The sequence below is a fragment of the Faecalimonas hominis genome (genome assembly GCF_054660755.1).
Window position 1 is genome coordinate 1 of record NZ_BAAHSH010000020.1, and the last position, 26,666, is coordinate 26,666.

Here is a 26,666-nt window from a genome sequence, read left to right on the forward strand (position 1 = left end):
ATATCAGTTTTTAACGTTTACACAAAACTTGAAACGGTCTCGATCTGTTCTTCTTCTTCGTCCATAGCAGTATCTCCGGGTCGTTCAACATAGCCTGCGCAATACCAACACGACGCTTCATGCCGCCTGACAGATTGGAGATTTTTTTCTTTTTCACATCGGAGAGCGAAAGAATGTCCAACAAATGATTGATCTTTTGGGTGGTTGCCCTTGTAGGAATATCTTTCAGCGCAGCCATATACTCCAAATAATCTTTGACCGTAAAATCCCGGTGATACCCAAAATCCTGCGGCAAAAAGCCAAACTTGCTTCGGTAGACTTCACCTAACTCTCGAATGTCTTTTCCGTCATAGTAAACCGCTCCGTTGGTTGGTGTCATAATATCAGCAATCATGCGCATGAGCGTGGTTTTCCCTGCACCATTCGCCCCCAAAAGTCCCCAAACGCCGGGAGTCAATGTCAGATTGACATCATTTACTGCTGTTTTGTCTTTGAACTGCTTGCTTAAATGCTCTATTTTCAGTTCCATGCTTACACTCCTTTCTTTTGCTTCAGCTGAACAATAAAAAGCCCTTGTTCGATAATCATTGTACCGAACAAAGGCTTTTCAATCTCAAAAATCACACGCTTAAATTCCTAAGTAATTCCTAAGATCACATTCTTATTTTCCTAAGCGGAAAGTGGTAATGTAATCACAAAGTCTATGGTTTCGTTTTGACTGGATGCAGTAATCTTTCCACCATGTAAATGTATAATTTCTTCCGCAATAGAAAGACCAAGTCCCGCACCACCTGTATTAGAAAGCCGAGCATCATCCAAGCGATTGAATTTTTCAAATATACTGTTAAGCTGTTCCTGTGGAATTGTTTTTCCATGATTTTCAAAAGTGATCTGAATATCATGCTCTAACCGTTTGGCGGATATAGTGATTTCTGTCTGCGGGTAACTATATGACGCAGCATTTCGTAAAAGATTACTGAAAACTCTCGCCAGTTTTTCAGGGTCAGCGTTCACGGATAAGTTATCCTCCGCAGTAAATACCGCTGTATTGCCATTTGCGGAGAGTGTCGGATATATTTCATCTATTACCTGCGCAATCAGACAATGTAAATCCACAGTTTCTTTTTTGATAATAACCGTATGTGCATTGTACTTGGTAATTTCAAAAAGTTCATTGATGAGCTTTTCAAGGCGCTCTGCCTTATTCAACGCCACTTTTACATACTTTTCCTTTTGCTGTTCAGGCATGTCAGGGGCTTCATGGAGCAGGCTCAAATAGCCGATTACTGTTGTGAGAGGGGTGCGTATATCATGTGCCAGATACATAATAATTTCATTTTTCTTTTCTTCTGCCTGCTTTGCAGCCTGCTTGCTCAACAGAACAGACATTTTAATCTGATTGAGCTGTTCCTCCAGTTCTTTCAGTGGCTCAGACAACGATACTGTATGATTGTTCTGCTCATAGACCGTTTGGGTTGCGTCAATTACTTCATCCAGATAGCCCCACGGCTTTTTCCAATAGTAATTGAAGATACATATAAAGCCGAGCATCAGATACAAAATAAAAAGCAGATCAAGCCGCCAGTAGAGCCATGCAAAAATACCGTTGTCAAATTTTGAAAAGGTGTAGTCCAAGATAAGGGTCAAACCATATCCAACAACGGTATAAACCAGCAATGATAGGTATAAGCGCACTTTAAGGCGCTTTTCTGTTGTCATTTCTTTATTCGACATGAGAATACACCTCCTACCGATTAGCAAACAGAAGAAAGCCAAGCAGACCAATCACGACAACACTTACTATGCCTGCCAGAATGGAAAACAGTCTGTTTGCTTTTATTCTATTTCCGATTAACCGGGCTGCCATCGAATATACAGCAAGCCCCAAAAGACCACCTGCCGTATTTGTAAGTACATCAGTAATATCAGAACGTCCGACTGCTAAGATATACTGCATAGTTTCCAATAAAAAACTTGTTCCAGCAATCAGCATGAACTTCACATATAATTTTGTTCTTGGCAGAAGCATTTGAAGATAAATGCCCATAGGAACAAAAATCAAGAAATTTTCGAGTACCTCTGTTAAGTGAAATGCTGCGCCAACTTCTTTGTCATAGTGAAAAGGAATAAGGTTTATACTCCTTACTTTATCCAGATCACTGATTGAAAACTGTAGTTTGAACAGTATGATCCAAACCAGAAGTGCCAGATAAATTAAGAATAAAATAGTTGCCAAACAATTTGATTTTCTCTTCATAGTGTTCTCCTTTCGCTTAAATTTTGTAGCCGACACCCCAAATCGTTTTAATATACTGCGGAGTATCGGAAGTATCGTTCAGTTTCTCGCGCAGATGCCGGATATGCACAGTAATTGTGCTGCTGTTTTTAGAGTAGTATTCATCTTTCCAAACCGCATGAAACAGTTCCTCAATGCTTACAACATTTCCAGCACTTGACAAAAGGACGTGGAGAATAGAAAATTCTGTCGGGGTTAGAGAAACAGGTTCCCCATCCAACAAACATTCGTGGGTTTGAACATTCAAGCACAATTTGTTATAGGAAAGTTCCGATGGAACTTTCTCTGTGATGATACCGGGCGAATATTTCTTGTAACGTCTTAACTGTGCTTTCACTCTGGCAACTACTTCAAGTGGGCGAAAAGGTTTTGTCACATAATCGTCCGCGCCCAATGTCAGCCCCGTTATTTTATCCGTTTCCTCAATTTTAGCCGTTAGCATTATGATTGGATAAGTGTATTTCTTTCGGATAAGCTGGCAAAGTGAAAAGCCGTTCATATCCGGGAGCATAATATCCAGAATGGCAAGATCAATGTCGCCGCTTTCAATACACGACATGGCATCCGTTGCGCAGTAAAATTTATAAACGACGTAATTTTCGTTTTTCAAGTAGACCTCCAACAGATCCGCTATATCTTGCTCGTCATCTATAATCAATATCTTTTCAGACATATTTTCAACTCCTTTGCTCATATATCCAATTAAGTATAGCAAATACAACATCTAAATTCACAATGGATTGCCTGAGAAATTATTAAGATTTTCCTAACTTTCGAATTTAGGCAACTCAAAATGCTAACGCAAATTACATATCAGTTTTTTATGTGTCATACATATTCTCCAATATACTTCCATATAATGCACAGATTGACTTCACAATTGCATGCCATGAAATATCAGCAGCATAAGAATAATTTTTTTGATATGTTTTCCATAAGGTCTCCATAACCGGACTTGATTCAATTTCATCAAATATTTCTCTTATATCCTCAGCTTCTATCAGGTCTAATGTTCCCCTTTTTTTGGCTGTAGCCACAAGTGCAGTCCATAAAACTTGTTTTTGGAGTTGTTCTCCATACAACTTTTGTAAAATATAAATATCATAAAAATCTCTCATTCGTGTATTTGTAACGTTTCGACTAACAACAGTTTCCAATTTTTCAGCCAATACCGTTTCCAGATTATATGCCCATACCTCAATAGTGCGGTCTTCAAGCATAAGATTAAATTTGTACTTGATTTCTCTTGGTGTAATTACATCCCCTGTAGAAATATCAATCTTTAATGGTGTGATTACACCATCAAATTTCGTTTCCATGCTTACACGAACACCAGGATAATCTGCTTCTTCCATGATTTCCGATATCCGTTTGACCCGAAATGAAACACCATCGTCCAGTGGAATTGATATAATTTGGGATATAATCATTTCTACATCCTCCACACTAACATTAGTGCCTTTTATGGTAGCATCCAGATCCATAGTAGCTCTGGCATCCAGACCAACCATCGCCGCCACAAGCATTCCACCTTTTAATATAAACTGGTTTTTATACTCTGATAAAGAAATTCGTTCTAAAAAACGTTCCATCATATAATTCCGCATCAAAATCTGTGCGTCTGCGGATTTTTTCTTTGACAGATTACGAATTAAATCCTTTAATTGTCTTGCCGTTGTTATCATCTAAAGTAACACCTCCAAATATGGTCTAAGTATGTTTTCAACATGAAACATAGCTGCGTATTTCATAAGCATCCGTAAGTTTTTATCCTTACGTTTTGCATATTGTTTCAATGCGTCTTGAAAAACCTGCATTTCAACATTTTTTCTGCTACGAAGCAGATCACAAATTGTTCTCTCCATGTCATAAACGGGAACGGAATGTCCGAATGATGTCTGCATAGCTATGATTCCTATTTCATGTAAATCCTTTTTTACTGTGTACACTTGAAAACCGTCTTCCTGCAAACGACTTGGATTATATCCAGTTCTTACTGTTATGGTATATTTCAAAGGCTCTCTGTCCGTTAAATCATGAAAAAACAATGCAGTTTCATGAGAAAATACAGCTTGACCACAACGTAAATGCAAAAGGTACATTGCATCTGTCCACGTATCCGGCGATACATACACACCATGAGCAGCTTGTTCTAATCCTCGTTCCTTCACATATGCATAAAACACAGACTTACTAATTCCATTATTTAGAACTTGAAATGTCTGAATTGTCCCTCCATATTCACGCAACAACAAATCTAATTTTTCAAACTGAGTCATATGCTTTCTCCTTTCGTGCTAATATTATAATATATATTAGCACGAAAGTAAAGACATATAGTACCAATAAAATATCGGTATTTTTGTTTTAATGATATCCCCTTGTTTCTCGCCATCCCTTTACATACCACCTTATTCCAACATATACCAGTTGCACGAATAATAAGAGAAATAGCAGATTGATTGGCAATGTTGTCTTTATCCACTTCCCAAAGTAGATAGCTGTTGCCATGCTTATAAGTATTACCATTATGGTAATCATATCCCAACAGCACTTCTTATATAACTCTGCAATCTTTATCCCTATAAATGCTACAAGTATTCCAGCACCCACCAAACATCCACCGCAGATCAGTATTCTTATCAGCCAGTATATAATTCCGGCAACGACAGGATTGGATATTCCATTACTAATCTGTGCCACGGTCTTTCCTGTCAGTACAACCCAGCCAGCAATGGTCTGTGTGAAAGTTGCGATTGTATCAAAGAATACCACGCAATCAGAAATAAATATTTTTGACCGTATCATCTGAAAAAGAGTAGTTGATACGGAATACCATATCAGCAGAAACATCAATGCTTCATACATGGCTGTTTTTGTTTTATATCTGCCTGCCAGTTTTTTTCTCTGCGTATCATACTTTTCCTTGGCTTTCAGATAAGCTGTCTGGTTACAGTTCCCACACTTTTGATAGAGTACCGGCTTTTCAACCGGTATCTCTACTTTTTTCTGATGAGAGAGTGCATAGTCCCGTTCCTGTTCTGCCTGCCTTAGCTTATCTTGACATTCCTCTGTCATGATTTCGGCAGCGTGCGTTTTCTCTTTCTCGCTCTGCAACAATTCTTTTGTTTTCCTCAAGTCGTTCTTTAAGGCTTGAATGTTCCCTGCTCTGTTCTCGCTGTTTAACCTCTCGTTCAAGGTCAGCGATTCGTCGAGCTGCACTTTCAGTTCCTCGATAGTCCGGTCTTTCTGGTCGAGTTCTTCCTGCATCTGCTCCGTCAGCAGTAGCAATTCTTCCAGTTGATCGTCGCTCTTTGAGTTTTCGTATTCTGTCATCTATATCCCTCGCTTTATCTATCTGCTGTTCAATGTCAGCAATTCGTTGTTCTGTTTCTGTAATAATCGGTTCTCGCTGTTTAATTTCTGTACTAATTCCTGCCATTGCTGATTCTCGTCTGTAAGTTGCTGTATCTGGTCTGTCTTTTCTTCCAGAAGCATCAGCAGTTCTTCTGTATCCGGCAAGATTTGAAGCAGTTCTGATAATTCGCTCTCTAATTGCTGCAATCGTTCTTCCTGCTCCTGAAAACACATCAGCTTCTCGTCCTTTACCTGTATCTCCTGAAGCATCTCTGCCATGATATTCTGCTGTTCCTCTATCTGTGTAATCATTGCTTCCATCATGGGAATTACTTCTTTGCTTTCTTCTAATGTCATTCAACCACTCCTTCCATATTGACAATCTGAAATAGTTCCAGAAGTTTAGATTGGAATTCATCAAAATTACTGGAAGTGACAGCACATTCATCAATCGCTTGTCGCAAATATTCTTTCTGCGTAAGGAATACGGTGGATGTTGGTTTGAGACCATCTTCGATAATTTTCCGATTGATCTCATCTATTGTTTGCTGGCCGTGTTTCTGTGCCATATACTCTTTCTGAGTGATTTTTCTTTCAGCCGGAGCAAGAAGATCTATCTGGTGAAGTCCTTCCTGTTGACACTGTTCCATGACTGTTTTCTTGAATGCGTTCATGAATTTATCGGTGGAACGATGCTTGTAACCGGCAGCTTCTTCATGTGGTTTATCCATATATGATTGTCTTTCTACTGCATCTTTTCTTACACTGTTGATGACGATGTGAGTATGGATATTTCCGGATTCATTGTGACCATCGGTATGAGTAACTACCAGTGCCTGATATCCGGGAAACATCTGCTTTGCAAGTTCCAAACTGATAGCTTGCGCTTTCTCACCGGTAAGTCCGTTTTCAGTAACATCGGCTGGATCATAGCTGATAATGTAGTGGTGACTTTTGATATCTTCACGTTTCTTATTTTTGTGAAAATGAGCATTTGTCAGTTCACATTCCTTGTCAAAAGACATCGGATCACAGTTCAGCATCCATATAAAACTTTTTTCGCAGGATGCTTCGACCGGATTCATCTACAATCTTTTTCCCGGTTTTTTCATCATGTTCAAACAGAAGGTAATTGATGGCGGCTGAGTAATTTGCATTTCTGCTTTTAATGTGTTTTACGATTGCCATTCATACCACCTGCCAGTTTCAGTACCTCTTTTCTCAGCTGAAATAAGTCAGTGATGTATTGATGAATTTCATTTTCTATAGCACGTGACTGACTGCCACCACTGTTAAAATACTTGGCGATCTGATTGAGATTCGATCCGATCTTCCCATATTCACTGACCAGTTTTCTGAGCACTTCCATGTCTGCAACAACTTCAATCTGATGATTGATTTGCTTCTCAAGCAGAAGTTTTCTCACATATTCAGAACGGGAAATTCCTGTAATGTCAGCGGCTTCATTTAACACTGCCAATTCAATATCCGTTAATTTTAACGTGATGATGTTACTTCTCTTGAGATTCTTTTCTTTCTTCTTAGGTGCCATAGTCCTCCTTCCTTTTTGATAAGACATCTTAGATGTGCGATTACACTTTTTAACCGGCTGTCCCTTCCGGTTATATAAAGTGCTGCGACTATCTTTGATAGAGAGCCAACAGATATCTTTGATGTCTGTACGAGGGCATGGGGAATCGGAATCCCCATCAAGAGACTTACCCGGAGGTATGCCGTAGCCATAAAATGGCGATACGGTAATACCTGGGTGGATCTTGCTCTAATCTACGAACCCTCTTACATATACAAAAGATGGAGGGGGAAAATACAGGGTGTGAGAGAAAAGAATTTTAGAAAAATCAAAATAACTCAAAAACTTGACTTTTAACATTGACAAAGTTAAAGTGAAAGAAAATGAGTTAAAAGGAGAACAAGAAATATGTTTACAAGCGTATTCGGGATTTCTATAAAATATGAAGCATGGAATCATCAGGATTCTTTGCCTGTTTATATTGCAGGGAGAAATGAAGAATTACCGTTTCGTGCTACAATTTGAACGATAATACATAATTTTTCTCTAAAGCCAAAAAAAATTACATATCAGAGGCTGTATTTTCACCCTCCATCTTTTGTATATATGAAAGATATTTTTTATGTACGAAGGAAGGAGGTTTTTTCATGCCTAAAGTCAGAAAAGAAATTCCAGAATTGGAAAAGCTTGTGCAGGTCGGAAGAAAGAAATTTGTCCGTTATGAGGAAGGGGCACAATTATATTCTATGGGGTTGCATACATTTCAGGAATTAGCGAAAGATGCGAAAGCAGTCTATCATGTGAAGAGAGTTGTTCTGGTCAATACAGAGATTGTGGATGAATATCTTGAAAATTTCAGAGATGAATTATAAAAAATAAAATGTAATACATGAGGAGCAAAACACGTTGACTTGTTGTCGGACATAAAGTATAATAGTGTTGTAAGGAAGGAGGAAATAGTATGGCAAAGATGGGAAGACCAAAGAGTGATGATCCCATGAATTATCGTTTCACCATCCGTTTCTCCAATGCTGAGCAGAAGCAATTGGAAGCTTATGCTGAAAAGTACGATCTTACAAAAGGGCAGGTGCTTAAGAAAGGATTGGAACTATTATACCGACAGGATAAGCACAGCTAAGATGCTCCTCACGATTAGTGAGGTGAGAGGATGGCAAAATCAAGAAAAGACAGCCGGGGGTATGTGTTGCGAACCGGTGAGAGTCAGAGAAAAGACGGTCGCTATTCTTATTCTTATACAGATTTAGATAAAAATAGACGAACTGTTTACGCAAAAACATTGGTTGAACTCAGAGCAAAAGAAAGAAAAATCATCCGCGACAAAGAAGATGGACTGAATCCGCAGCTGGCTGACAGGATGACGCTGAATGAACTGTATGATCGGTTTATCGAACAGAAATATGATTTGAAACCATCAACAAAAGTGAATTATCTTTATATGTATAATCACTTTGTCAGACCAACATTTGGAAAAAGACTGATTGGTAAGATCAAATATTCTGATGTGAAAAAATTCTATTATCGTATTATCTTGGATGAAGAAATGAAAGCAAATACGCTGGATAGTATACATACACAGTTGCATCCGGCATTCCAGATGGCTGTAAGGGATGGACTGCTCAGACAAAATCCGACAGACGGATTAATGGCAGAAATCAAAAAGAGCCATATCTGGGAAGATAATCCGAGACATGCGCTTACGATTCCACAGCAGAAAGCTTTTATGGATTACTTAAAAGCCCATCGGGAATATCAAGGATGGGTACCTATTATAACGGTCCTTCTTGGAACAGGAATGCGAATTGGTGAATGCATCGGTCTTCGATGGGATGACCTGGATTTTGAAAAGCGCATTATCAGTGTGAATCATACTTTTATCTACAGACCTGATGAAAACAGAAAATCGGTCAAGCATATTTCTACACCAAAGACGATTTCAGGACGGAGAACCATTCCGATGATCGATGAAGTGTTCAATGCTTTTTTGGATGAGTATGAGATCCAAAAGTGCATTGGCTTTTCCTCAGAAGAGATTGATGGATATTCAAATTTCGTTTTTGTAACGGCAACCGGAACGGTATATTTACCAAATGCAGTTAATCGAGCGATTGAAAGGGCAAGAGTTGCATATAACAAAGATGAAATAGAAAAAGCAGAGAAAGAGGATAGAGAACCACTCATTATCCCTCATTTTTCAGCCCATCATTTGAGGCACACATTCTGCACAAGACTGTGTGAGAATGAATCGAATTTGAAGGTGATCCAAAGTATCATGGGTCACTCAGATATTACAACAACCATGGATGTTTATGCGGAAGCGACACAGGAGAAAAAGCAGGAAATTGTTGCAAATCTCCAGGGAAAGATTATGATATAAGTAGAGAATTGTCTTGTTACTTGAAGAGACAATCTATATATCAAAACAATTTGTACAACACGAATGACACAGCTGACTTGTGGCTCTATGGACCTCAGTGGAAGACCAAAAAAATCGGTTTTTGGATGTGTACGGTGCCTGACGGAGCTCGGTGGACAAGGGTGGAAGGAATCGTTCAATTAATCCCGACAATGAAGTCACAGGGCGCTGCTAAGAACGAAGCAAACAACGCTGCACAGGCAACATCAACAGTTGCAAAAGCTGTAGAAGAACCTACAGCGGCTAAGGTTGAAATTGATTTCTCTAACGTGGAAGTGGAACCACTGTTTGAGGATATGGTTGACTTCGATACATTCAGCAAATCTGATTTCCGTGCTGTAAAGGTAAAAGAATGTGAAGCAGTTCCGAAGAGCAAAAAACTTTTGAAATTTGTTCTTGATGACGGAAGCGGAGAGGATCGTGTAATCTTAAGTGGTATTCATGACTACTACGAGCCGGAAGATTTGGTAGGAAAGACATTAATTGCGATTGTCAACCTTCCTCCAAGAAAAATGATGGGAATTGATTCCTGCGGTATGATTATCTCTGCAACTCACCTTGAAGAGGGAAGAGAAGGACTGAATGTTCTTATGGTAGATGACAGAATTCCGGCAGGGGCGAAGTTGTACTAAAAGAGTAATAATCTTCAGAGTTTGACAATAGATTTGTATTCCAACAATATAGATTGTTGAGGGCACTTTTTGAAAGGAAAATCTTTCAAAGAGTGCCCTTTTTTGAGAATATTAGGATTAGTGATGCGTACACCAGTTGAGGAAGCCGACAAACGTAAAAAATGATTGACATTCATCTCAATAAAGAAAAGTATGTTGATATTAATGTGGAATGGGTGATGTAAATGAAATTGAATGCAGTAATATTAGAAACACTAAAAAATAACAATAATATAATTACCACGTCGCAGGCTGTAGAACTAGGGTTCTCGCGTTATCTTCTTTCAAAATATGAGAAGGCAGGATTGTTGGAGAGAGAAAGGCAAGGTGTGTATGTACTTCCGGATTCAATTCATGATGATATGTACACATTGACGTTGCGTTCAAAGAAAATCATTTTTTCTCATGATACATCATTATTTTTAAATGGTTTATCGGAAAGGACGCCATTTGTTCATTCTATAACAATTCCAAATAATACGAGGGTATCAAAGGCTATACAGGCAGAATGCATATGTTATTATATAAAACCGGAATTATATCAGATAGGAATGACCACTCGAAAGACAACACTCGGAAATGAAGTACGTTGTTATAATTTGGAACGTACGATTTGTGATTTGTTGCGTTCAAGGAGCAGAGGTGATGAAGAGACGATTCTAAGTGCAATAAAAAATTATGCCGAAACTTCAAATAAAGATTTGAATTTGCTGGCGGTGTATGCTTCAAAATTTGGCGTAGATAAAATATTAAAACGATATATGGAGGTTACTGTGTAAAACTGAATGCTTGTTATGATACGATTGTTACGCCATTGTCTATTGATATATCTATAGGAGATATTATTACACCATCTGCTGTGAAATATGAATTTGGTGGAATATTTGATGATGCACTAAAAACTACGGCATTGCATCGCGGTTCATTGGAAAAGATTGTAAATGTAAAAGAAATTTTCTTATGCAAAAGAAATATCATATGAAAATATTATTGACGTTTTAAGGAAAATACTTATAGATAACAAAGGAGAATAAATCTATTTTATATTTGCTATAGTTTATTATATATGATTTGTGGTATAATGGAATTCTAGTAAAAATATAAAGAGGGAGTAAATATGGACGCAAAAGAAAAACGAAAATTACACAGACAAAAAATGAAAGAAGAAGGAAAATATCAAAACAAACAAAAGAAAGGTAAAAAGAAAAATTCCATTTTTAGTACAATCGTTTTGATTGTTGCTATTTGTGTATTTTGTTTCTCTGCTTTTCAACTGTATCAGATTTTTTCTTCTTATAAAAAAGGAAACGATGAGTACGATAAAATCAAAAATCTTGCAATCTCTGTAGAGAAGAACGAGCAGGGTGAGGAGAAATTTAAAGTTGATTTCAATAAATTGTGGGAAATCAATCCGGATACAATAGGGTGGATTAGATTTGAAGAGCCGTCAAGAATTAACTATCCGGTTGTACACAGTAAAGATAACAAAGAATATTTGACAAAACTTTTTGGTACGGGAAAAAATACATACGGTACATTGTTCGTAGATAAAGATAATTCAGGAGATTTTCAGGATAAAAATACAATTATTTATGGACATCGTATGAAGAGCGGTTCGATGTTTGGACAGTTGGAAAAATATATGGACGAGTCATTCTATAAGGAACACCCTTATTTCTATATTTATACTCCTGACGGAAAAGAATCAAAATATCAGGTGATTTCGGCAGCGGTAGTAAAAGATACATCGAGAACATATACGAAGACTTTCCAAAATGATGAAGAATTTATGGATTACATAGAGTATGTGCGTTCCATTTCAAATTATCAGACGGACGCTGAGGTGACGAAAGATTCTCATATCGTCAGTCTGTCCACTTGTACAATCGACAGTAACGAGGACAGATTTGTTTTGCAGGCAGTAAAAATCAGTGAAAGATAGGAGGAATCCCTTTGGAAAAATTGGAATATGAGGTGGGCGACGTAGTTAAGTTGAAGAAAAAACACCCATGTGGAAGTTTTGAGTGGGAGATACTCCGGGTGGGAGCAGATTTTCGACTGAAATGTAAGGGGTGCGGTCATCAGATTATGATAGCACGGAAGATTGTGGAGAAAAACACGAAAGAGTTGAAAAAAGGCTTGAAATAACCTTTGGGGTATGGTAATATATCAAATTGTGATATATTATATAAAATCCTTGTTCTCGCAGACGAGGACCAAAAGACCATAAGGAGGTATAAGACATGAACAAATATGAATTGGCCGTTGTTGTCAGTGCAAAAATCGAAGATGACGCTAGAACAGAAACAATCGAAAAAGTAAAAGAAATTATTGCTCGTTTCGGTGGTAATGTGACAGACGTTGATGAATGGGGTAAGAGAAGATTAGCTTACGAAATTCAGAAAATGAAAGAAGGATTTTACTACTTCATTCATTTCGAATCTGATTCAACAGTTCCTGCAGAAGTAGAAAGCAGACTTCGTATCATGGAAAACGTAATCAGATTTTTGTGCATCAGACAAGACGCATAGAGAAAAGAAAGAGGCAATCGTATGAATAAAGTAATTTTAATGGGACGTTTGACAAGAGATCCTGAAGTCAGATATTCGCAAGGTGCGAACGCAACTGCAGTTGCCAGATATTCGTTGGCAGTAGACCGTCGTTTTAAACGTGAGGGAGAACCGACAGCAGATTTCATCAACTGTGTTTCTTTTGGAAAAACAGCAGAGTTTGCTGAGAAATATTTCCGTCAGGGATTAAAAGTAGTGGTAACGGGACGTATTCAGACAGGAAGTTACACAAACAAAGACGGAGTAAAAGTATATACAACAGATGTAGTTGTAGAAGAGCAGGAATTTGCAGAAAGCAAAGCGGCAAGTGAGAATAGTGGTTATCAGGCAAGTCCTATGCCGTCGCCAAGTGCAGACATTGGTGATGGATTCATGAACATTCCGGACGGAATTGATGAGGAATTACCATTCAGTTAAACAGCGATTTATTAACGTAGATATTCATTACAGTGTAATGAAAAGAGAAGAAATTAGGAGGTAATTAAAATGGCTTACGATAAAGGTAACAAAGCAGATTCTCCAATGAAGAGAAGAGGCGGACGCAGAAGAAAAAAAGTTTGTGTATTCTGTGGTAAAGAAAACAACGAAATCGATTACAAAGATGTAGCAAAATTAAGAAAATACATCTCTGAAAGAGGAAAAATTCTTCCAAGAAGAATTACAGGAAACTGTGCAAAACATCAGAGAGCGCTTACAGTGGCAATTAAGAGAGCAAGACATTTAGCATTAATGCCATACGTTCAGGACTAATTTAAACATAAAGAGTTATGATGGAGAAATCTGTCATAACTCTTTTTTTAGAATTTAAAAAGACTCATCTTACCTTTTCCATAAAAAGTATTGTAGAAAGGGTACAGAAAAAGAAAGGAGAGGAAGTATAATGAAAAAAGCAGTATTGATTTGGGAAATGCCTCTGATACTGGGAACGCCGAGTAATCCTATATCACATATTCTGTATCACAAAACGGCGGAAAGGTATGTGGAGAGATTTACACGGTTCTGTAAAGAAAATAGTTTGGATTGGTGTATAATTTTAGATGAAACGCATGGAGATGTGGAGAAGTTACTTCAAAATGAAATAGATATGTTAGTTTTTGCACCGGGAAGAAGAAGCCGTTCTTTTGTATATAATAAAGAATTGAAAGAAACCTCTGTTCCTATTTATACGCTTACTGAAGAGGAATACCAGAATGGAAAGTTCGAGAAATGGTTAAATATTTAAAAAAGCGGAAACGAAAATACATTTTCGTACAAAGTATGGATAAAAATATAAAACGGGAAAAATTTTATAACAAAAATGATAGTTTTTCTGTTCAAATCCCCAAAACTATTGTATAATATAGCAAGGTATGAATAAACCTAACTTTAGGAGAGGAGAAAGAAAATGAACAAGTTTACAAAAGGAACAGCACGTTTCGGAGCAACTTTGCTCACAGCGGTGTTGACAATGTCTTGTTTCTCACCATTAGCTACAGCGAATGCAAGCATAGATGTGAGAACACAATCCCAGACGCAGATGAGTTCGGACAAAGAAGTTGTATATGTAAATACAGTTAACAATGCAACAGAACGTACACAGAACTTTGATGCAAACTGGAAATTTTATTTAGGTGATGCAGGAAATGCACAGACAAGTAACTTTGATGACTCTAAGTGGAGAAATATTTCTTTACCACATGATTACAGTATCGAGCAGGAATATTCAAAGCAAATGGAAGCAGAGAGTGGATACCTTCCGGGAGGAACTGGTTGGTACCGTAAACACTTCACTGTAGGCAATGAATTAAAAGGTAAAGAAATCCGCCTTGACTTTGACGGTGTTTATATGAATTCAACTGTTTATATTAACGGTGAAGAATTAGGAACACACCCATACGGATACACACCATTCTCATTCGATTTGACAGACCACATCAAATTCGGTGAAGAAAATGTTATTGCAGTTAAGGTTGACCATAAAACACCTTCGAGCCGTTGGTATTCAGGAAGCGGTATTTACAGAAGCGTGAACTTAACAGTGACAGACGCTGTAAATGTTGCTTTAAACGGAACAAAGGTAGAAACACCTGAACTTGCAACAAATAAGACAACAGTAAAAACAACAGTAAAAACAACAGTGGAAAATGACGGAAAAGAAGCGAAAGACGTTGTTTTAACACACAAAGTTTTTGAAAAAGGTAAGCCATCTGCTGTTATTGGAGAAACAACAACACAAAAAACTACAGTTCAGCCGAACAACAAAGCAGATATTAACGCTGAATTTACTGTAAGCAATCCAAAATTATGGGGTATTGAAAATCCAAATCTTTACACTGTACGCACAGAAGTAAAAGTGGGAGATAAAGTTGTTGATACATATGACACAGAATATGGTTTCCGTTACACAAAAAGTGATAAAGATACAGGATTTTACTTAAACGGAAAACCTGTAAAATTAAAAGGTGTTTGTATGCACCATGACCAAGGCGCTTTAGGTGCAGTGGCAAACCGTCGTGCAATCGAACGTCAGGTTGAAATATTACAGGAAATGGGATGTAACTCTATCCGTGTGACACACAATCCGGCTGCGCAGAACTTGATTGATGTTTGTAATGAAAAAGGTATTTTAGTTATTGAAGAAATCTTCGATGGCTGGCATCATGCTAAGAATGGAAATACGGAAGATTTTGCTAAATACTTTGAAAAACAAATTGGCGAAAATAATAAACTTATCGATGCAACATCTACTATGACATGGGCTGAATTTTCTTTAAAAGCTACTTTAAAGAGAGATTATAACGCACCATCTGTTATTGCATGGTCTTTAGGAAATGAAATTCAAGAGGGAAACTATAAGAGTGGATTCTTGGAAAGAACGCCTAAAATGATTAAATGGGTACAGGATGTTGATACAACTAAAGAAATTACTATCGGAAGTAATGCGGTAAAAGGTGAAGGAGTTACTGGGGAACATTCTCGGATTGCTGATAAGATTACAGAAGTAGGAGGAACTTCAGGTACAAACTATTCTAATGGAAGTAGTTATGAGAACTTAAGAAGATTACATCCAAACTGGAAAATCTATGGTTCTGAAACAGCATCATCAGTAAACAGCCGTGGGGTATATCATACGAAAGGGCAAGATAATAATACTCAGGAATTAACATCCTATGATAAATCAAAGGTTAACTGGGGTGCATTGGCAAGTGATGCTTGGTATGATGTTGTTACTCGTGACTTTGTTGCCGGAGAGTATGTATGGACAGGATTTGACTATATTGGTGAACCTACTCCATGGAATGGTACAGATGCAGGAGCAAAAGGCAAGTGGCCTTCGCCAAAGAATTCATTCTTCGGTATTATTGATACAGCAGGATTGCCAAAAGACTCTTACTACTTATATCAGAGCCAGTGGAATGATAAAGTAAATACTCTTCATGTATTACCAACATGGAATAGAGAAGAAATTATTTTGGACAATCAAAATAGAGCAGAAGTTGTTGTTTATTCAGATGCTCCAAAGGTAGAATTATGGTTAACTCCAAAGGGAAGCACAACAGCGAAAAAAGTTGGAGAAGCACAGACAATAACAAAGAAAACAACAACTGTTGGACATAGTTATTATACTGTTGGAGATACAAACAAACTTTACCGTACATGGAATGTACCGTACGAAGAAGGAACATTAGAGGCAAGAGCCTTTAATGAAAAAGGAGAACGTATTACAAAAACAGAAGGACGTTCTTCTGTAACAACAGCAGGACAAGAAGCAAAATTACAGGTAAAGGCTGACCATAGCGAAATTAAAGCAAATGGTACAGATTTATCTTACTTGCAGATTGATGTAGTAGATGCAAAAGGCAATATTGTGCCAAATGCAGATGACAAAGTAAAAGTTGAAGTAACAGGCGAAGGAACTTTAGTCGGTTTAGATAACGGTTGGCAGACTGACCATGACTCTTATAAAGGTAAAGAGCGTAGAGTTTACAATGGTTCAGGAATTGCCATTGTACAGTCGACAAAGAATGCCGGGGAAATTACTGTTAAAGTTTCGGCAGAAGGCTTAGAGGGAAAAACAGTTACTTTAAAAACAAAAGTAGATACAACTGGCGAACAACAGCAGGTTGTTGTAGACAGTTTCTTTATGTCAAAGAATTACTATGTAAAAGTTGGAAATCAACCAAGTTTACCGGAAACAATCGAAGTAAGATATTCTGACGGAAAGAAAGAGCAGAAAGCGGTTAAGTGGGATACAATCACAGATGAACAGACAAATAAGACAGGTGCGTTTAATGTGAGTGGTCTTGTAGATGGTAAAGATAAAGTATCTGTAAGAGTGAATATGATTGACGAAGTAGGCGGATTATTAAATTACTCTACAGTTGTATCGGTAGGAACTAAACCTACATTACCGGAATCAAGAACAGCGTACTTAAGTAATGGTGAAATCTTGGACGTTACATTCCCTGTAAACTGGGAAGAAAAAGATGCGTCTGAGTACAATAAAGTTGGAACAGTTACTGTAAACGGAACAGCAAACGTATTAGGTAAAGAAGTAGCTGTAACTGCAACAGTACGTGTAGCTAAAGAAGATGTTGCAATTGGTGACAGTGTTTCAGGTGCAGCAGCAGTTCTTGAACAAAATATTCCTGAGAATAAACAGTCTGATTATTTGCCGGCAATCAAAGATGGCAATTTAGGAAAAGATGCCAATAATAATGGTGGAACAAATAAGAGCGTATGGACAAACTTTAATTATTCACAAGAAGGACATAATAAAGCAGAAATCATTTTTGGATATGATACACAGGTAGTTATTGGAGAAATGGTTATTCATTTCTTTGAAGATAGTTATAGTGCCAGATTCCCAGATGCTAAAACAACAAAAATTTATGTGTCTGAATCAAAAAAGGGTCCTTGGACACCAGTAACAGCAGATGAACAAATTGGTACAGCGAAAGACTCTATTACACCGTATACATATAAATTAGATGCACCAATTCCTGCAACGTTTGTTAAATTTGAATTGACAAACAAAGATGTGAATTTAGGCGATCATAAGCCATGTACAGGTATTACAGAAATTGAATTAAAGAAAGCAACAACATCATTAAAAACAAACACAACTGCTGCATTAAGCAAGTTGACAGTAAACAGTGTTGAGTTGACAAAACAACAACTTGCATCAGGAAAATATACAACATCTGCACTTATAGCAAATGTTATAGCAGAAGCAAAAGATAATGCAGCAGTAACGGTTCTTCCAAAGAATGCAGATAATCAGATTAAAATTATCATGGAATCAGAAGATCACAAAACAACAAATACATTTACAATCTTCTTAAATGATAAAGACCCTGATGTATATTATCCTACAGAAGACTTAACAGCATCTTCACCGTCATATTTACAGACTCCAACAGCAAATGAAGGCGCTGTTAGATATGTATTGGACGGAGATGTAAATACACACTGGCATACAAACTGGAAAACAAATGAAGCTGAGAATGTATCTAAACGTGAAATTACATTAACATTAAAAGAAGCAGCGACAATCGATGCCATGAACTATCACCCACGTGTACATGGTGGTGGAAATGGTCGTGTGACAAAATATAAAGTTTTATATAGTACAGACGGCACAACATTTAACAACACAGATGTGTGTGCAGAAGGAACAATTTCTAAAGATAAAGCAGACTGGACATTGATTGAATTTACAAAACCGGTAAAAGCAAAAGCGTTCAAATTAATCGGTGTTGAAACATATGCAGACTCAGGTAATAACAAACACATGGCAGTTGCTGAGTTACGTTTAAGAATGAACAGAGAAACAACAGATATTTCTGATGAAGCAAACAAAGTAACAATCGACCCTATTGCAAAACAGAAAGTAGATGTTGTAGATGAAAAACATCCTGTAGAACCACAGGTAACTGTAAAACAGAATGGAAAAGCCTTAACATACGGTATTGATTACAAAGTAAGTTACGCAGATAATACAAAAGAAGGTACTGCAAAAGCAATTGTAACAGGTATTGGAAAATACTCAGGAACATTGGAAACTACTTTTGCAATCGAAAAGAACCCTGTAGTTTTAACAAGCATTGCAGTAAAAACATCACCAAAAACAGATTACCATGTAGGTGATACATTCAATCCGGAAGGATTAGTATTAAGTGTATTCTATAGTGACAATACATCATCAGAAGTTGCTTACACAGCAGAGACAAAAGATAAATTTACATTTGCACCTTCTTTGGAAACAGCCTTAAAAGAAACTGACGAAGTTGTAACAGTAACTTATGAAGGTAAAACAACAGAAGTTAAAGTAAATGTAACAGAAAAACAGGAATCTACTGTAAGAAAAGCATTAGAAGAAAGAGTAAAATTTGCTCAGACAATTACTTCAAACGGATACACAGCAGATAGTTATAGTGCATTTAAAGCAGCATTAAAAGCAGCGGAAGAAACATTAGCGAATGAAAATGCTACAGACGCTCAGTTACAGTCAGCATTAGATAACTTAAATGCCGGAATTAACGGATTAAAAGAGGAATCGGTAACGCCAAATCCTAACCCAAATCCAAATCCAGATGAAAATGGTGACCGCGATGAACTTCGTGCAAAATTACAGAAATTCTATGATGAATGCTTAGCATACTACAAAGAAGGAAACTATTCTAAAGACAACTGGAAAGTTTACGAAGATGCAATGGCACAGGCTAAAGCAGCGCTAGATAACGAAAATGCAACAGAAAAAGAATTGAAAGATGCACTTTCAGACTTAATCAATGCAACAAAACGCTTAAACGATGAAGGAAAGGCTGAAGAACAGAATCCTCCAACACCACCGACAAGCATTGAAACAGGCGATCAGGCACCAATCACAATGATTGTTGTGTTAATGGTAGTTGCAGTTGTAGCAATCGTTGGTATCGTTGTTTACAAAAGAAAAAAGAGATAAGTTGTAAAAACTAGATAGGAAAATCCCGTTTCAGAAATGGAACGGGATTTTTTTAAACAGTATTTGAAAAACATATAATCCTATGTTATAATCACAACGTTATTTTCGCAAAAAGGAGGGAAGGGAAAAAGTAACTTATTAATTCAAATTTAAAAGACAACAAAAGGAGAAAAGCAAAATGAAATTTATGAAAAAATTACTTGCGGTAACACTTGCTTTCGGTGTCGTTTTAAGCGGAGCAAGTCTTACTACTGGCGAGGCAGCAACAGTTAAGGCAGCAGAAGAACAGAAATTGAAAAGTGTTTTCTCAATCGATGCGGGAAGAAAATACTTTAGTAAAGACCAGTTAAAAACAATTATTAATAAAGCATACCAGAACGGTTACACAGACGTTCAGATTTTATTAGGAAATGATGCATTAAGATTTGTTTTAGATGATATGTCTATGGAAGTAGAAGGAGTTTCTTACAGCAGTGAAGAGGTTATCAATGCTATCAAAGTAGGGAATAATCTTTACCATAATGATCCGAATGGAAATGTTTTAACAGAATCTGAAATGAATGAAATTTTATCATATGCAAAAGAGTTGAATGTTGGAATCATTCCGGTTATTAACGGACCGGGTCATATGGACGGAATTTTAAATGCTATGAAAGAATTAGGAATTAAAAATCCTGAATATAGTTATGGCGGAAAAACTTCTACAAGAACAATTGATTTAAACAATGAAACAGCAATGGCTTTCAATAAAACATTGTTAAGTAAATATGTTTCATATTTCTCAGGAAAATGTGAAATCTTTAACTTCGGTTGTGATGAATATGCAAATGACATCGATTCAAGTAAAGAAGGATACTATAATGGCTGGAGTCGTTTACAGGGAACAGGAGATTATCCTAAATTCGTAGAATATGTAAACGAAGTAGCAGGAATGATTAAAGATGCGGGAATGACACCATTATGTTTCAACGACGGTATTTACTACAACAACGATGACCAGTTCGGAACGTTTGATAAAGATATTATTATTTCTTACTGGACAGCAGGTTGGTGGGAATTTTATGTGGCAAAACCTTCATATCTTGCTTCTAAAGGACACAAAATTTTAAATACAAATGATGCTTGGTATTGGGTATTAGGAAATATCGATGGAAAAATTAATGGACAAGGTGTTCCGTATCCATACAATGGTGTTGTAGAGAAGATTCAAACAGTGTCGTTCAGACAGATTGCAGGCGATAAAGAAAATACACCAATTATCGGAAGTATGCAAGCTGTATGGTGCGATGTTCCAAGTGTAGAACATGATATGGACAGAGTTTTATCACTTATGGATCAGTTCTCTGAAAAACACAAAGATTATTTGATTCGTCCAGCAGATTATACAAAAGTAGATGCAGCAATCTCTAAAATCCCTTCTGATTTAAGTATATATACAGAAGAAACAGTAAATGCTCTTAACACAGCAAAAGATGCTGTTGTAAGAAATAAAAGAGTGACAGAACAGGAAGTTGTTGACGGATATGCAGATGCAATCTATGCAGCAATCGATGCTTTAGTTTACAAAACAGCAGATTATACAAAAGTAGATGAAGCAATCGCTAAAGCAGAAGCGTTAAACAAAGCAGATTACAAAGATTTCTCAGCAGTAGAGAAAGCAATCGAAGCAGTAAAACGTGATTTAGATATTACAAAACAGGAAGAAGTAGACGCTATGGCAAAAGCAATTGAAGATGCTATTGCAGCATTAGAGAAAAAAGCACCTACTACAAGCGGAACAACAAATGGGACAACAAACGGTGGAAATACAACAGATGGTACATCTGATACAATCAAAACAGGTGACACAACAAATATGACATTATGGTTTATGATGTTAGTTGTATCAGCAGGTCTAGCAGGAATGTTCTACGCAAGAAAACGCAAAGAAAATAGATAAATATTGAAAGGATGTAGTGAAAAATAACCAAACACTACGTCCTTTTTTTGTATATTTTATCATATATCATATAGCGGTGATGTTTGATATAATCCATAGATAGTGAAAAGTTATGTAAAATAGAAAGAGAAAGGGAAAAGTATATGAAAAAGAAACAAGTAGTAAGTGGATTGCTATCAGCTGCCATGATTATGAATGTAGCATTGGTTGATATGGGACCTGTACAGGCAGCCACACAGATGAATTTAGCATTAAACAGACCAACTTCTGCATCTAGTTATGAGAAGCCGGCAGGACAGCCGGAAAAAACAGCGCCTTCAAAGGCAGTTGACGGTAATCTTGAAACATGGTGGGGAACAGATCAGAACAAGGCAAAAAACGAACATATTGAAGTGACTTTAGACGGTGTTCAGACAGTAAAACAGATTAACGTACATTTCGAGAGAGATGATGCAGGACAGAATATTAAAAAGTTTAAAGTAGAAATTAAAAATGAACAAGACCAGTATGAAGAAGTATATAAAAACAGTACAGATAGAGCAAAACAATTAGAAACAATTACATTGCCGGAAGCTAAGAAAGCAAAAGCAGTAAAAGTGACTATTTTAGATGCTGATGGTGGCAAGATAAATTGGGTGAATGTAGGAATCCGTGAGATTGAAGTGTATGCTCAAGATATTGAAGCGACAGAAAATAAAAACCATATGCGTACAGCAAAAAGTGTAACAGCATCTTCAAAAGAAGTGGATAAGTTTGGTGCTGATAAATTGAATGACGGCAAATATGGAAGAGAAAACCGTTGGGCAAGTGCAGAGAATACATATCAGAATCAGTGGGTAAAAGCAGAACTTGCAAAACCGACAATGATTAAAGAAATGAAAGTAAAACTGTTTAATCGTGATGTTGCACCTTCTCCTTCAAACGTAAAAGGATTTAACTTAAAATATACAGACATTAGCGGTGCAGAAAAAACAGTTAAAGTAGACAATGTAAAAGAAACAGGAAAAGAAGGATATAAGACAGACTTAGTTTATACATTTGCTGAACCGATTTGTGCAACAAAAATCGAGTTAAAAGATTTTGATGTACTTGTTAAAGATGCTTCTGATAAAGGCTACAACAACATTAGTATAGAAGAAATTGAGTTATATTCTAATCATCAGGCGCAAGCCCCAACAGAAAACACTTTGGATGGTGTGATTGCAGGGTTAAAAGGCGGAACAGTTGCAAAAGATGCGACAACATTTACATTACCTACAGTACCACAAGGATTTACAATTAAAATTAATGGTGCAGATTTTGAACAGATTATTGCAAAAGATGGTAAAGTACAGCATCCATTGACAGATAAGTTAGTAAAAGTTTCTTTTGAAGTTTCCGATAGTAAAGGAAATAAAAAAGTTACAGGTGATTATGATTACACTGTAAAAGGGCTTCACGAAACTGTAGAAGGAAAGAATGTAAAACCGGTTGTTATTCCGGAAATTCAAGAATGGTATTCTAATTCAGACAAAAAAGTAAGCACAGATAAATTAACAAAAGTTGTTTACAATGATGAAAAGTTAAAACCGATTGTAGATGAGTTTGTAAAAGATTATAAAGATTTCTCGGGAAAAACATTGACAGTTTCTAAAGGGGAGGCACAGGCAAACGCATTTAACTTTACATTGAAAGCGCCTGATGAACTTCTTGGAGAAGAAGGATACACAATGGACATCAAGGAAGACCGCATCAATGTGGATTCTGTAAGTGTAACGGGAAATATGTACGGTATGCAGACTGTTTTACAGATGTACAAAGAGAATAGTAAAGAATACAAAGTAGGACAGATGCGTGATTATCCTCGTTTCCAGACTCGTGGTTTATTGCTTGACGTAGCAAGAAAACCGATTTCTTTAGAGATGATGAAAGAAATTACAAGGACAATGCGCTATTACAAAATGAATGACTTCCAAGCACATTTATCAGATAACTATATTTTCTTAGAAAATTATGGTAAACATAATAAGGAAAATGAAGCGTTTAAGGCGTATGAAGCATTCCGTTTGGAATCAAGTTTAACAAATGATAAAGGAGAATCTCCTACAGCGAAAGATTATTCTATTTCTAAGAGAGAGTTTAAGAAATTTATTCAGGAAGAACGTGAGTTGGGAATGAAAGTTGTTCCAGAGATTGACGTACCTGCTCATGCAACATCATTTACAAAAGTTTGGCCTGAATTAATGGTAAAAAATCAAGTTTCTTCATTAAATGCTAACCGTCCGTTAGTTGACCATTTTGATTTAACAAATCAAAAAGCAATGGATAAAATTGAAGAAATTTTTGATGATTATACAAAAGGGGCAAATCCGACATTTGATAAAGATACAACAGTACATATCGGTGCAGATGAGTTTTTATACAATTATAAATCTTACCGTGACTTTGTAAACAAATTGGTTCCTCATGTGAAAGAAACGAATCCAGTTCGTATGTGGGGAGGTTTGACATGGATTAAAGACAATCCTATAACACCGATTAAACAGGAAGCAATTGAAAATGTTGAGATGAATCTTTGGTCTAGTGATTGGGCGGACGGAATTGAAATGTATAACATGGGATATAAATTAATTAATACAATTGATAACTATGGTTATATGGTTCCGGACGGAAGTAAGACTAGAAAAGATGCTTACGGTGACTTACTAAATGTAAACAGAGTTTTTGACAGTTTTGAAGCGAGCAAAGTAAAAACAAAACGTAACGGTTATCAGTCTGTTCCTTCAGGGGATGACCAGATGTTAGGAGCGGTATTTGCAATTTGGAGTGATAACATTGATAAGAATGCTTCAGGTTTGACAGAGTCAGATTTATACTGGAGATTCTTTGACGCTTTACCATTCTATGCAGAAAAAACATGGGCAGCAACAGGTAAAGAAAAGGGAACTGCCGATAAATTAGCAAAACTTGCTCAGGATAAAGGAACAGGTCCTAATACAAATCCATATTATCAGGAAGATAAAAAAGGCGATAATTATGCAGAGTATAAATTTGAAGGAAATTTAAATGACTCTTCTGAAAACAAACGTAACCTTGAAAATGGTAAAAATGCGGAAGTAAAAGACGGAGCACTACATTTGAAAGATAAAGAAAGTTATGTAACATCTCCTATTGAACAGTTGGGAAATGGAAATGCACTTTCATTTGACATCAAATTAGATAAACCTTCAAAACCGGGCGATATTATTTTTGAAGAAACAGCGCCATACGGAACACATGATATTCGTGTGATGAACAATGGAAAACTTGGATTTACAAGAGAATTATATGATTACTACTTTGACTATGAACTTCCTGTTGGAAAACAGGTGAACATTCAGATTGTCGTTCGCCAGCAGAGTGCGAAATTGTATGTGGACGGACAATTTGTCAGCGATGCAAAAGGTAGATTCTTCCATAATAATATGGTAAAGAAAGATAATATTTCTCATGCAACATTTGCGCTTCCATTGGAAAGAATCGGTTCAAAATCTGATTCAATCGAAGCAGAAATCGACAATGTTGTTGTGACAACAGCGCCGGAAGTAAAAGATGAGTACAACAAATCAGCATGGACAGGTAAGACAAACTCAGAAACATTAAATGGTGGCGATAAAGAAGGAGAAATCACAAAGGCATTTGATAAAAAAGCAAATACACACTGGCACTCAAACTGGAAAGGCGTTGCAGATAAAGTAGAAAACATTGACGGTAAAAAAGGAAATAAAGATGAAATCTGGGCAGAAATTGATTTCCATAAAGGATATACAATTAATCAGTTTTCATTCACACCGAGAACAGATACAAATAGTGGATATGTAACAAGAGCGTCATTATATGTGAAAAATTCTGCTGACGGTGCATGGAAAGAAGTTGCAAAAGATCAGAAATTTGCAAATGATGCTTCAAAGAAAACGTTTACATTCGATGAACAGGAAGTATTTGCAGTAAAATTTGTAGCAACACAGTCAAGTGATGGTTGGGTAACTGTATCAGAATTTGATATGGCAAATGCACCACAGAGAACATACACTGTATTTGTACAGGCAGAAGAAGGCGGTAGAGTAGAAGGCGGTAAAGATGTTGCGGTAGGCGAAAATGTAACTGTAAAAGCAATTGCAAATGCAGGATATGAATTTGCGGGATGGTACAATTCTTTAGGAGCAAAAGTTTCTGATGCAGCAGAATATACATTCAAAGTAACCGGAAACACTGCTTTGACAGCAAAGTTTGAAAAAACAGATGCGCCTGTTGATCCTGTAGAAAAATATACAGTAACAGTACAGTCATCAGATGAAGCAATGGGAACAGTTTCCGGAGGCGGAGAATTTAACAAAGGCGAAAATGTAACTGTAACAGCAGAAGCAAAAGAAGGATACAAATTTGTAAATTGGACAGTAAACGGAGCGGAAGTAAGCACAGATGCAGCGTACACATTTGAAGTAACAGAAAAAGTGGTTTTAACTGCAAACTTTGAAAAGGTAGAAGAACAAAAACCGGAAAAACCTTCAAAAGATGCTTTAAGTGATGCTTTAGCAGCAGCAGGAAAACTGGAAGAAAAAGACTACACAGCGGATAGTTGGAAAGTATTTGCAGATGCATTAAAAGACGCACAGGAAGTATATCTTAATGAAAATGCAACAGAAAAAGAAATTGCAGATGCATTAAATGCGTTAAAAGACGCACAGGCTCAACTTGTAAAAGCAGATACAGAAGAACCACAAGATCCACAAGAACCACAAAAACCGGAAACACCTGATAATAAACCAAATCAGAAACCGAATACAAAACCAAATAAACCTGTAAAAACAGGAGATGAAGCGCCAATTCTACCATTGACAGCAACAATTGCAGGACTTGGAGCGGCAATAGCACTTCTGTTTAAGAAGAGAAGATAGTTTGAG

Annotated in this window: 20 protein-coding genes and 4 pseudogenes; 14 read left to right on the forward strand and 10 right to left on the reverse strand. The window is 36.9% G+C overall.

Annotation, left to right across the window (positions count from 1 at the left end):
* Nucleotides 1-64: 64 nt before the first annotated feature.
* From ACYQ35_RS02650 to ACYQ35_RS02695, 10 genes and pseudogenes are all read right to left on the reverse strand, one after another.
* Nucleotides 65-529, reverse strand: a pseudogene (locus tag ACYQ35_RS02650) (ATP-binding cassette domain-containing protein); the annotation flags it as partial.
* A 140-nt stretch (nucleotides 530-669) separates the two neighbouring features.
* Complete coding sequence (locus ACYQ35_RS02655; RefSeq protein ID WP_459829969.1) at nucleotides 670-1,734, reverse strand: sensor histidine kinase; 1,065 nt, start codon at nucleotides 1,732-1,734, stop codon at nucleotides 670-672.
* Between the two features lie 13 nt (nucleotides 1,735-1,747).
* A complete protein-coding gene (locus tag ACYQ35_RS02660) occupies nucleotides 1,748-2,257 on the reverse strand; it encodes a VanZ family protein (protein WP_015526351.1) in 510 nt (169 codons plus the stop codon).
* A 16-nt stretch (nucleotides 2,258-2,273) separates the two neighbouring features.
* Nucleotides 2,274-2,969, reverse strand: coding sequence for a VanR-ABDEGLN family response regulator transcription factor (gene vanR / locus ACYQ35_RS02665; RefSeq protein ID WP_070101381.1), 696 nt, complete (start codon nucleotides 2,967-2,969; stop codon nucleotides 2,274-2,276).
* Nucleotides 2,970-3,117: 148 nt separating this feature from the next.
* Nucleotides 3,118-3,981: a nucleotidyl transferase AbiEii/AbiGii toxin family protein gene (locus ACYQ35_RS02670; RefSeq protein WP_227250082.1), complete on the reverse strand. Its 864-nt coding sequence runs from the start codon at nucleotides 3,979-3,981 to the stop codon at nucleotides 3,118-3,120.
* Entirely contained in the window at nucleotides 3,982-4,575 is a 594-nt protein-coding gene (locus ACYQ35_RS02675) for a type IV toxin-antitoxin system AbiEi family antitoxin domain-containing protein (protein WP_270808145.1), read from the reverse strand.
* 88 nt (nucleotides 4,576-4,663) lie between these two features.
* On the reverse strand, nucleotides 4,664-5,374 hold the full coding sequence (locus tag ACYQ35_RS02680; protein WP_459830025.1) for a DUF6040 family protein: 711 nt from the start codon (nucleotides 5,372-5,374) through the stop codon (nucleotides 4,664-4,666).
* Nucleotides 5,352-6,035 (reverse strand): annotated as a pseudogene (locus ACYQ35_RS02685) (MobA/MobL family protein); the annotation flags it as partial. The gene ACYQ35_RS02680 and the pseudogene ACYQ35_RS02685, both read right to left, overlap by 23 nt.
* Nucleotides 6,022-6,841: pseudogene (locus ACYQ35_RS02690) on the reverse strand (relaxase/mobilization nuclease domain-containing protein); the annotation flags it as partial. The pseudogenes ACYQ35_RS02690 and ACYQ35_RS02685, both read right to left, overlap by 14 nt.
* The gene (locus tag ACYQ35_RS02695; RefSeq protein ID WP_459829975.1) at nucleotides 6,819-7,205 is read right to left on the reverse strand and encodes a DUF6290 family protein; all 387 of its coding nucleotides are present in this window, start codon (nucleotides 7,203-7,205) and stop codon (nucleotides 6,819-6,821) included. The pseudogene ACYQ35_RS02690 and the gene ACYQ35_RS02695, both read right to left, overlap by 23 nt.
* A 626-nt stretch (nucleotides 7,206-7,831) precedes the next feature.
* Between ACYQ35_RS02695 and ACYQ35_RS02700 the strand changes: the two genes are divergently transcribed.
* The 14 genes and pseudogenes from ACYQ35_RS02700 to ACYQ35_RS02765 all read left to right on the forward strand — a co-directional run bounded on the left by ACYQ35_RS02700 (nucleotide 7,832) and on the right by ACYQ35_RS02765 (nucleotide 26,660).
* Nucleotides 7,832-8,056 (forward strand): DUF6462 family protein, encoded by a 225-nt coding sequence (locus ACYQ35_RS02700; RefSeq protein WP_009245419.1) that lies wholly within the window; start codon nucleotides 7,832-7,834, stop codon nucleotides 8,054-8,056.
* Between the two features lie 89 nt (nucleotides 8,057-8,145).
* Nucleotides 8,146-8,322, forward strand: a complete 177-nt coding sequence (locus tag ACYQ35_RS02705) for a hypothetical protein (protein ID WP_004843915.1) — start codon at nucleotides 8,146-8,148, stop codon at nucleotides 8,320-8,322.
* Between the two features lie 30 nt (nucleotides 8,323-8,352).
* Nucleotides 8,353-9,579: a tyrosine-type recombinase/integrase gene (locus ACYQ35_RS02710; RefSeq protein WP_459829980.1), complete on the forward strand. Its 1,227-nt coding sequence runs from the start codon at nucleotides 8,353-8,355 to the stop codon at nucleotides 9,577-9,579.
* 173 nt (nucleotides 9,580-9,752) lie between these two features.
* Nucleotides 9,753-10,250: pseudogene (locus ACYQ35_RS02715) on the forward strand (lysine--tRNA ligase); the annotation flags it as partial.
* A 224-nt stretch (nucleotides 10,251-10,474) separates the two neighbouring features.
* The gene (locus ACYQ35_RS02720; RefSeq protein ID WP_459829983.1) at nucleotides 10,475-11,068 is read left to right on the forward strand and encodes a type IV toxin-antitoxin system AbiEi family antitoxin domain-containing protein; all 594 of its coding nucleotides are present in this window, start codon (nucleotides 10,475-10,477) and stop codon (nucleotides 11,066-11,068) included.
* Nucleotides 11,069-11,406: 338 nt separating this feature from the next.
* Nucleotides 11,407-12,231 carry a class B sortase gene (srtB, locus tag ACYQ35_RS02725; RefSeq protein WP_459829986.1) on the forward strand — a complete coding sequence of 275 codons (825 nt, stop codon included), beginning with the start codon at nucleotides 11,407-11,409 and terminating at the stop codon, nucleotides 12,229-12,231.
* An 11-nt stretch (nucleotides 12,232-12,242) separates the two neighbouring features.
* The gene (locus tag ACYQ35_RS02730; protein WP_459829989.1) at nucleotides 12,243-12,437 is read left to right on the forward strand and encodes a DUF951 domain-containing protein; all 195 of its coding nucleotides are present in this window, start codon (nucleotides 12,243-12,245) and stop codon (nucleotides 12,435-12,437) included.
* Nucleotides 12,438-12,532: 95 nt separating this feature from the next.
* The gene (rpsF, locus tag ACYQ35_RS02735; RefSeq protein ID WP_009461631.1) at nucleotides 12,533-12,820 is read left to right on the forward strand and encodes a 30S ribosomal protein S6; all 288 of its coding nucleotides are present in this window, start codon (nucleotides 12,533-12,535) and stop codon (nucleotides 12,818-12,820) included.
* Between the two features lie 21 nt (nucleotides 12,821-12,841).
* A complete protein-coding gene (locus ACYQ35_RS02740; RefSeq protein WP_459829995.1) occupies nucleotides 12,842-13,276 on the forward strand; it encodes a single-stranded DNA-binding protein in 435 nt (144 codons plus the stop codon).
* Nucleotides 13,277-13,345: 69 nt separating this feature from the next.
* Complete coding sequence (gene rpsR, locus ACYQ35_RS02745; protein WP_009461627.1) at nucleotides 13,346-13,609, forward strand: 30S ribosomal protein S18; 264 nt, start codon at nucleotides 13,346-13,348, stop codon at nucleotides 13,607-13,609.
* A 130-nt stretch (nucleotides 13,610-13,739) separates the two neighbouring features.
* On the forward strand, nucleotides 13,740-14,081 hold the full coding sequence (locus ACYQ35_RS02750; protein WP_459829998.1) for a hypothetical protein: 342 nt from the start codon (nucleotides 13,740-13,742) through the stop codon (nucleotides 14,079-14,081).
* A 162-nt stretch (nucleotides 14,082-14,243) separates the two neighbouring features.
* Entirely contained in the window at nucleotides 14,244-19,805 is a 5,562-nt protein-coding gene (locus ACYQ35_RS02755; RefSeq protein WP_459830000.1) for a sugar-binding domain-containing protein, read from the forward strand.
* Between the two features lie 178 nt (nucleotides 19,806-19,983).
* Nucleotides 19,984-21,744, forward strand: coding sequence for a family 20 glycosylhydrolase (locus ACYQ35_RS02760; protein ID WP_459830003.1), 1,761 nt, complete (start codon nucleotides 19,984-19,986; stop codon nucleotides 21,742-21,744).
* 143 nt (nucleotides 21,745-21,887) lie between these two features.
* The gene (locus ACYQ35_RS02765; protein ID WP_459830006.1) at nucleotides 21,888-26,660 is read left to right on the forward strand and encodes a discoidin domain-containing protein; all 4,773 of its coding nucleotides are present in this window, start codon (nucleotides 21,888-21,890) and stop codon (nucleotides 26,658-26,660) included.
* Nucleotides 26,661-26,666: the final 6 nt, after the last annotated feature.

Excerpts from the sequence above, each read along its gene's own strand:
- ACYQ35_RS02720 (WP_459829983.1), top strand. The coding sequence starts at position 10,475 with ATGAAATTGAATGCAGTAATATTAGAAACACTAAAAAATAACAATAAT.
- ACYQ35_RS02700 (WP_009245419.1), top strand. The coding sequence starts at position 7,832 with ATGCCTAAAGTCAGAAAAGAAATTCCAGAATTGGAAAAGCTTGTGCAG.
- rpsF (WP_009461631.1), top strand. The coding sequence starts at position 12,533 with ATGAACAAATATGAATTGGCCGTTGTTGTCAGTGCAAAAATCGAAGAT.
- ACYQ35_RS02680 (WP_459830025.1), bottom strand. The coding sequence starts at position 5,374 with ATGACAGAGGAATGTCAAGATAAGCTAAGGCAGGCAGAACAGGAACGG.
- vanR (WP_070101381.1), bottom strand. The coding sequence starts at position 2,969 with ATGTCTGAAAAGATATTGATTATAGATGACGAGCAAGATATAGCGGAT.
- ACYQ35_RS02740 (WP_459829995.1), top strand. The coding sequence starts at position 12,842 with ATGAATAAAGTAATTTTAATGGGACGTTTGACAAGAGATCCTGAAGTC.
- ACYQ35_RS02750 (WP_459829998.1), top strand. The coding sequence starts at position 13,740 with ATGAAAAAAGCAGTATTGATTTGGGAAATGCCTCTGATACTGGGAACG.
- srtB (WP_459829986.1), top strand. The coding sequence starts at position 11,407 with ATGGACGCAAAAGAAAAACGAAAATTACACAGACAAAAAATGAAAGAA.
- ACYQ35_RS02705 (WP_004843915.1), top strand. The coding sequence starts at position 8,146 with ATGGCAAAGATGGGAAGACCAAAGAGTGATGATCCCATGAATTATCGT.
- ACYQ35_RS02660 (WP_015526351.1), bottom strand. The coding sequence starts at position 2,257 with ATGAAGAGAAAATCAAATTGTTTGGCAACTATTTTATTCTTAATTTAT.
- ACYQ35_RS02755 (WP_459830000.1), top strand. The coding sequence starts at position 14,244 with ATGAACAAGTTTACAAAAGGAACAGCACGTTTCGGAGCAACTTTGCTC.
- rpsR (WP_009461627.1), top strand. The coding sequence starts at position 13,346 with ATGGCTTACGATAAAGGTAACAAAGCAGATTCTCCAATGAAGAGAAGA.
- ACYQ35_RS02765 (WP_459830006.1), top strand. The coding sequence starts at position 21,888 with ATGAAAAAGAAACAAGTAGTAAGTGGATTGCTATCAGCTGCCATGATT.
- ACYQ35_RS02760 (WP_459830003.1), top strand. The coding sequence starts at position 19,984 with ATGAAATTTATGAAAAAATTACTTGCGGTAACACTTGCTTTCGGTGTC.
- ACYQ35_RS02710 (WP_459829980.1), top strand. The coding sequence starts at position 8,353 with ATGGCAAAATCAAGAAAAGACAGCCGGGGGTATGTGTTGCGAACCGGT.
- ACYQ35_RS02655 (WP_459829969.1), bottom strand. The coding sequence starts at position 1,734 with ATGTCGAATAAAGAAATGACAACAGAAAAGCGCCTTAAAGTGCGCTTA.
- ACYQ35_RS02695 (WP_459829975.1), bottom strand. The coding sequence starts at position 7,205 with ATGGCACCTAAGAAGAAAGAAAAGAATCTCAAGAGAAGTAACATCATC.
- ACYQ35_RS02670 (WP_227250082.1), bottom strand. The coding sequence starts at position 3,981 with ATGATAACAACGGCAAGACAATTAAAGGATTTAATTCGTAATCTGTCA.
- ACYQ35_RS02675 (WP_270808145.1), bottom strand. The coding sequence starts at position 4,575 with ATGACTCAGTTTGAAAAATTAGATTTGTTGTTGCGTGAATATGGAGGG.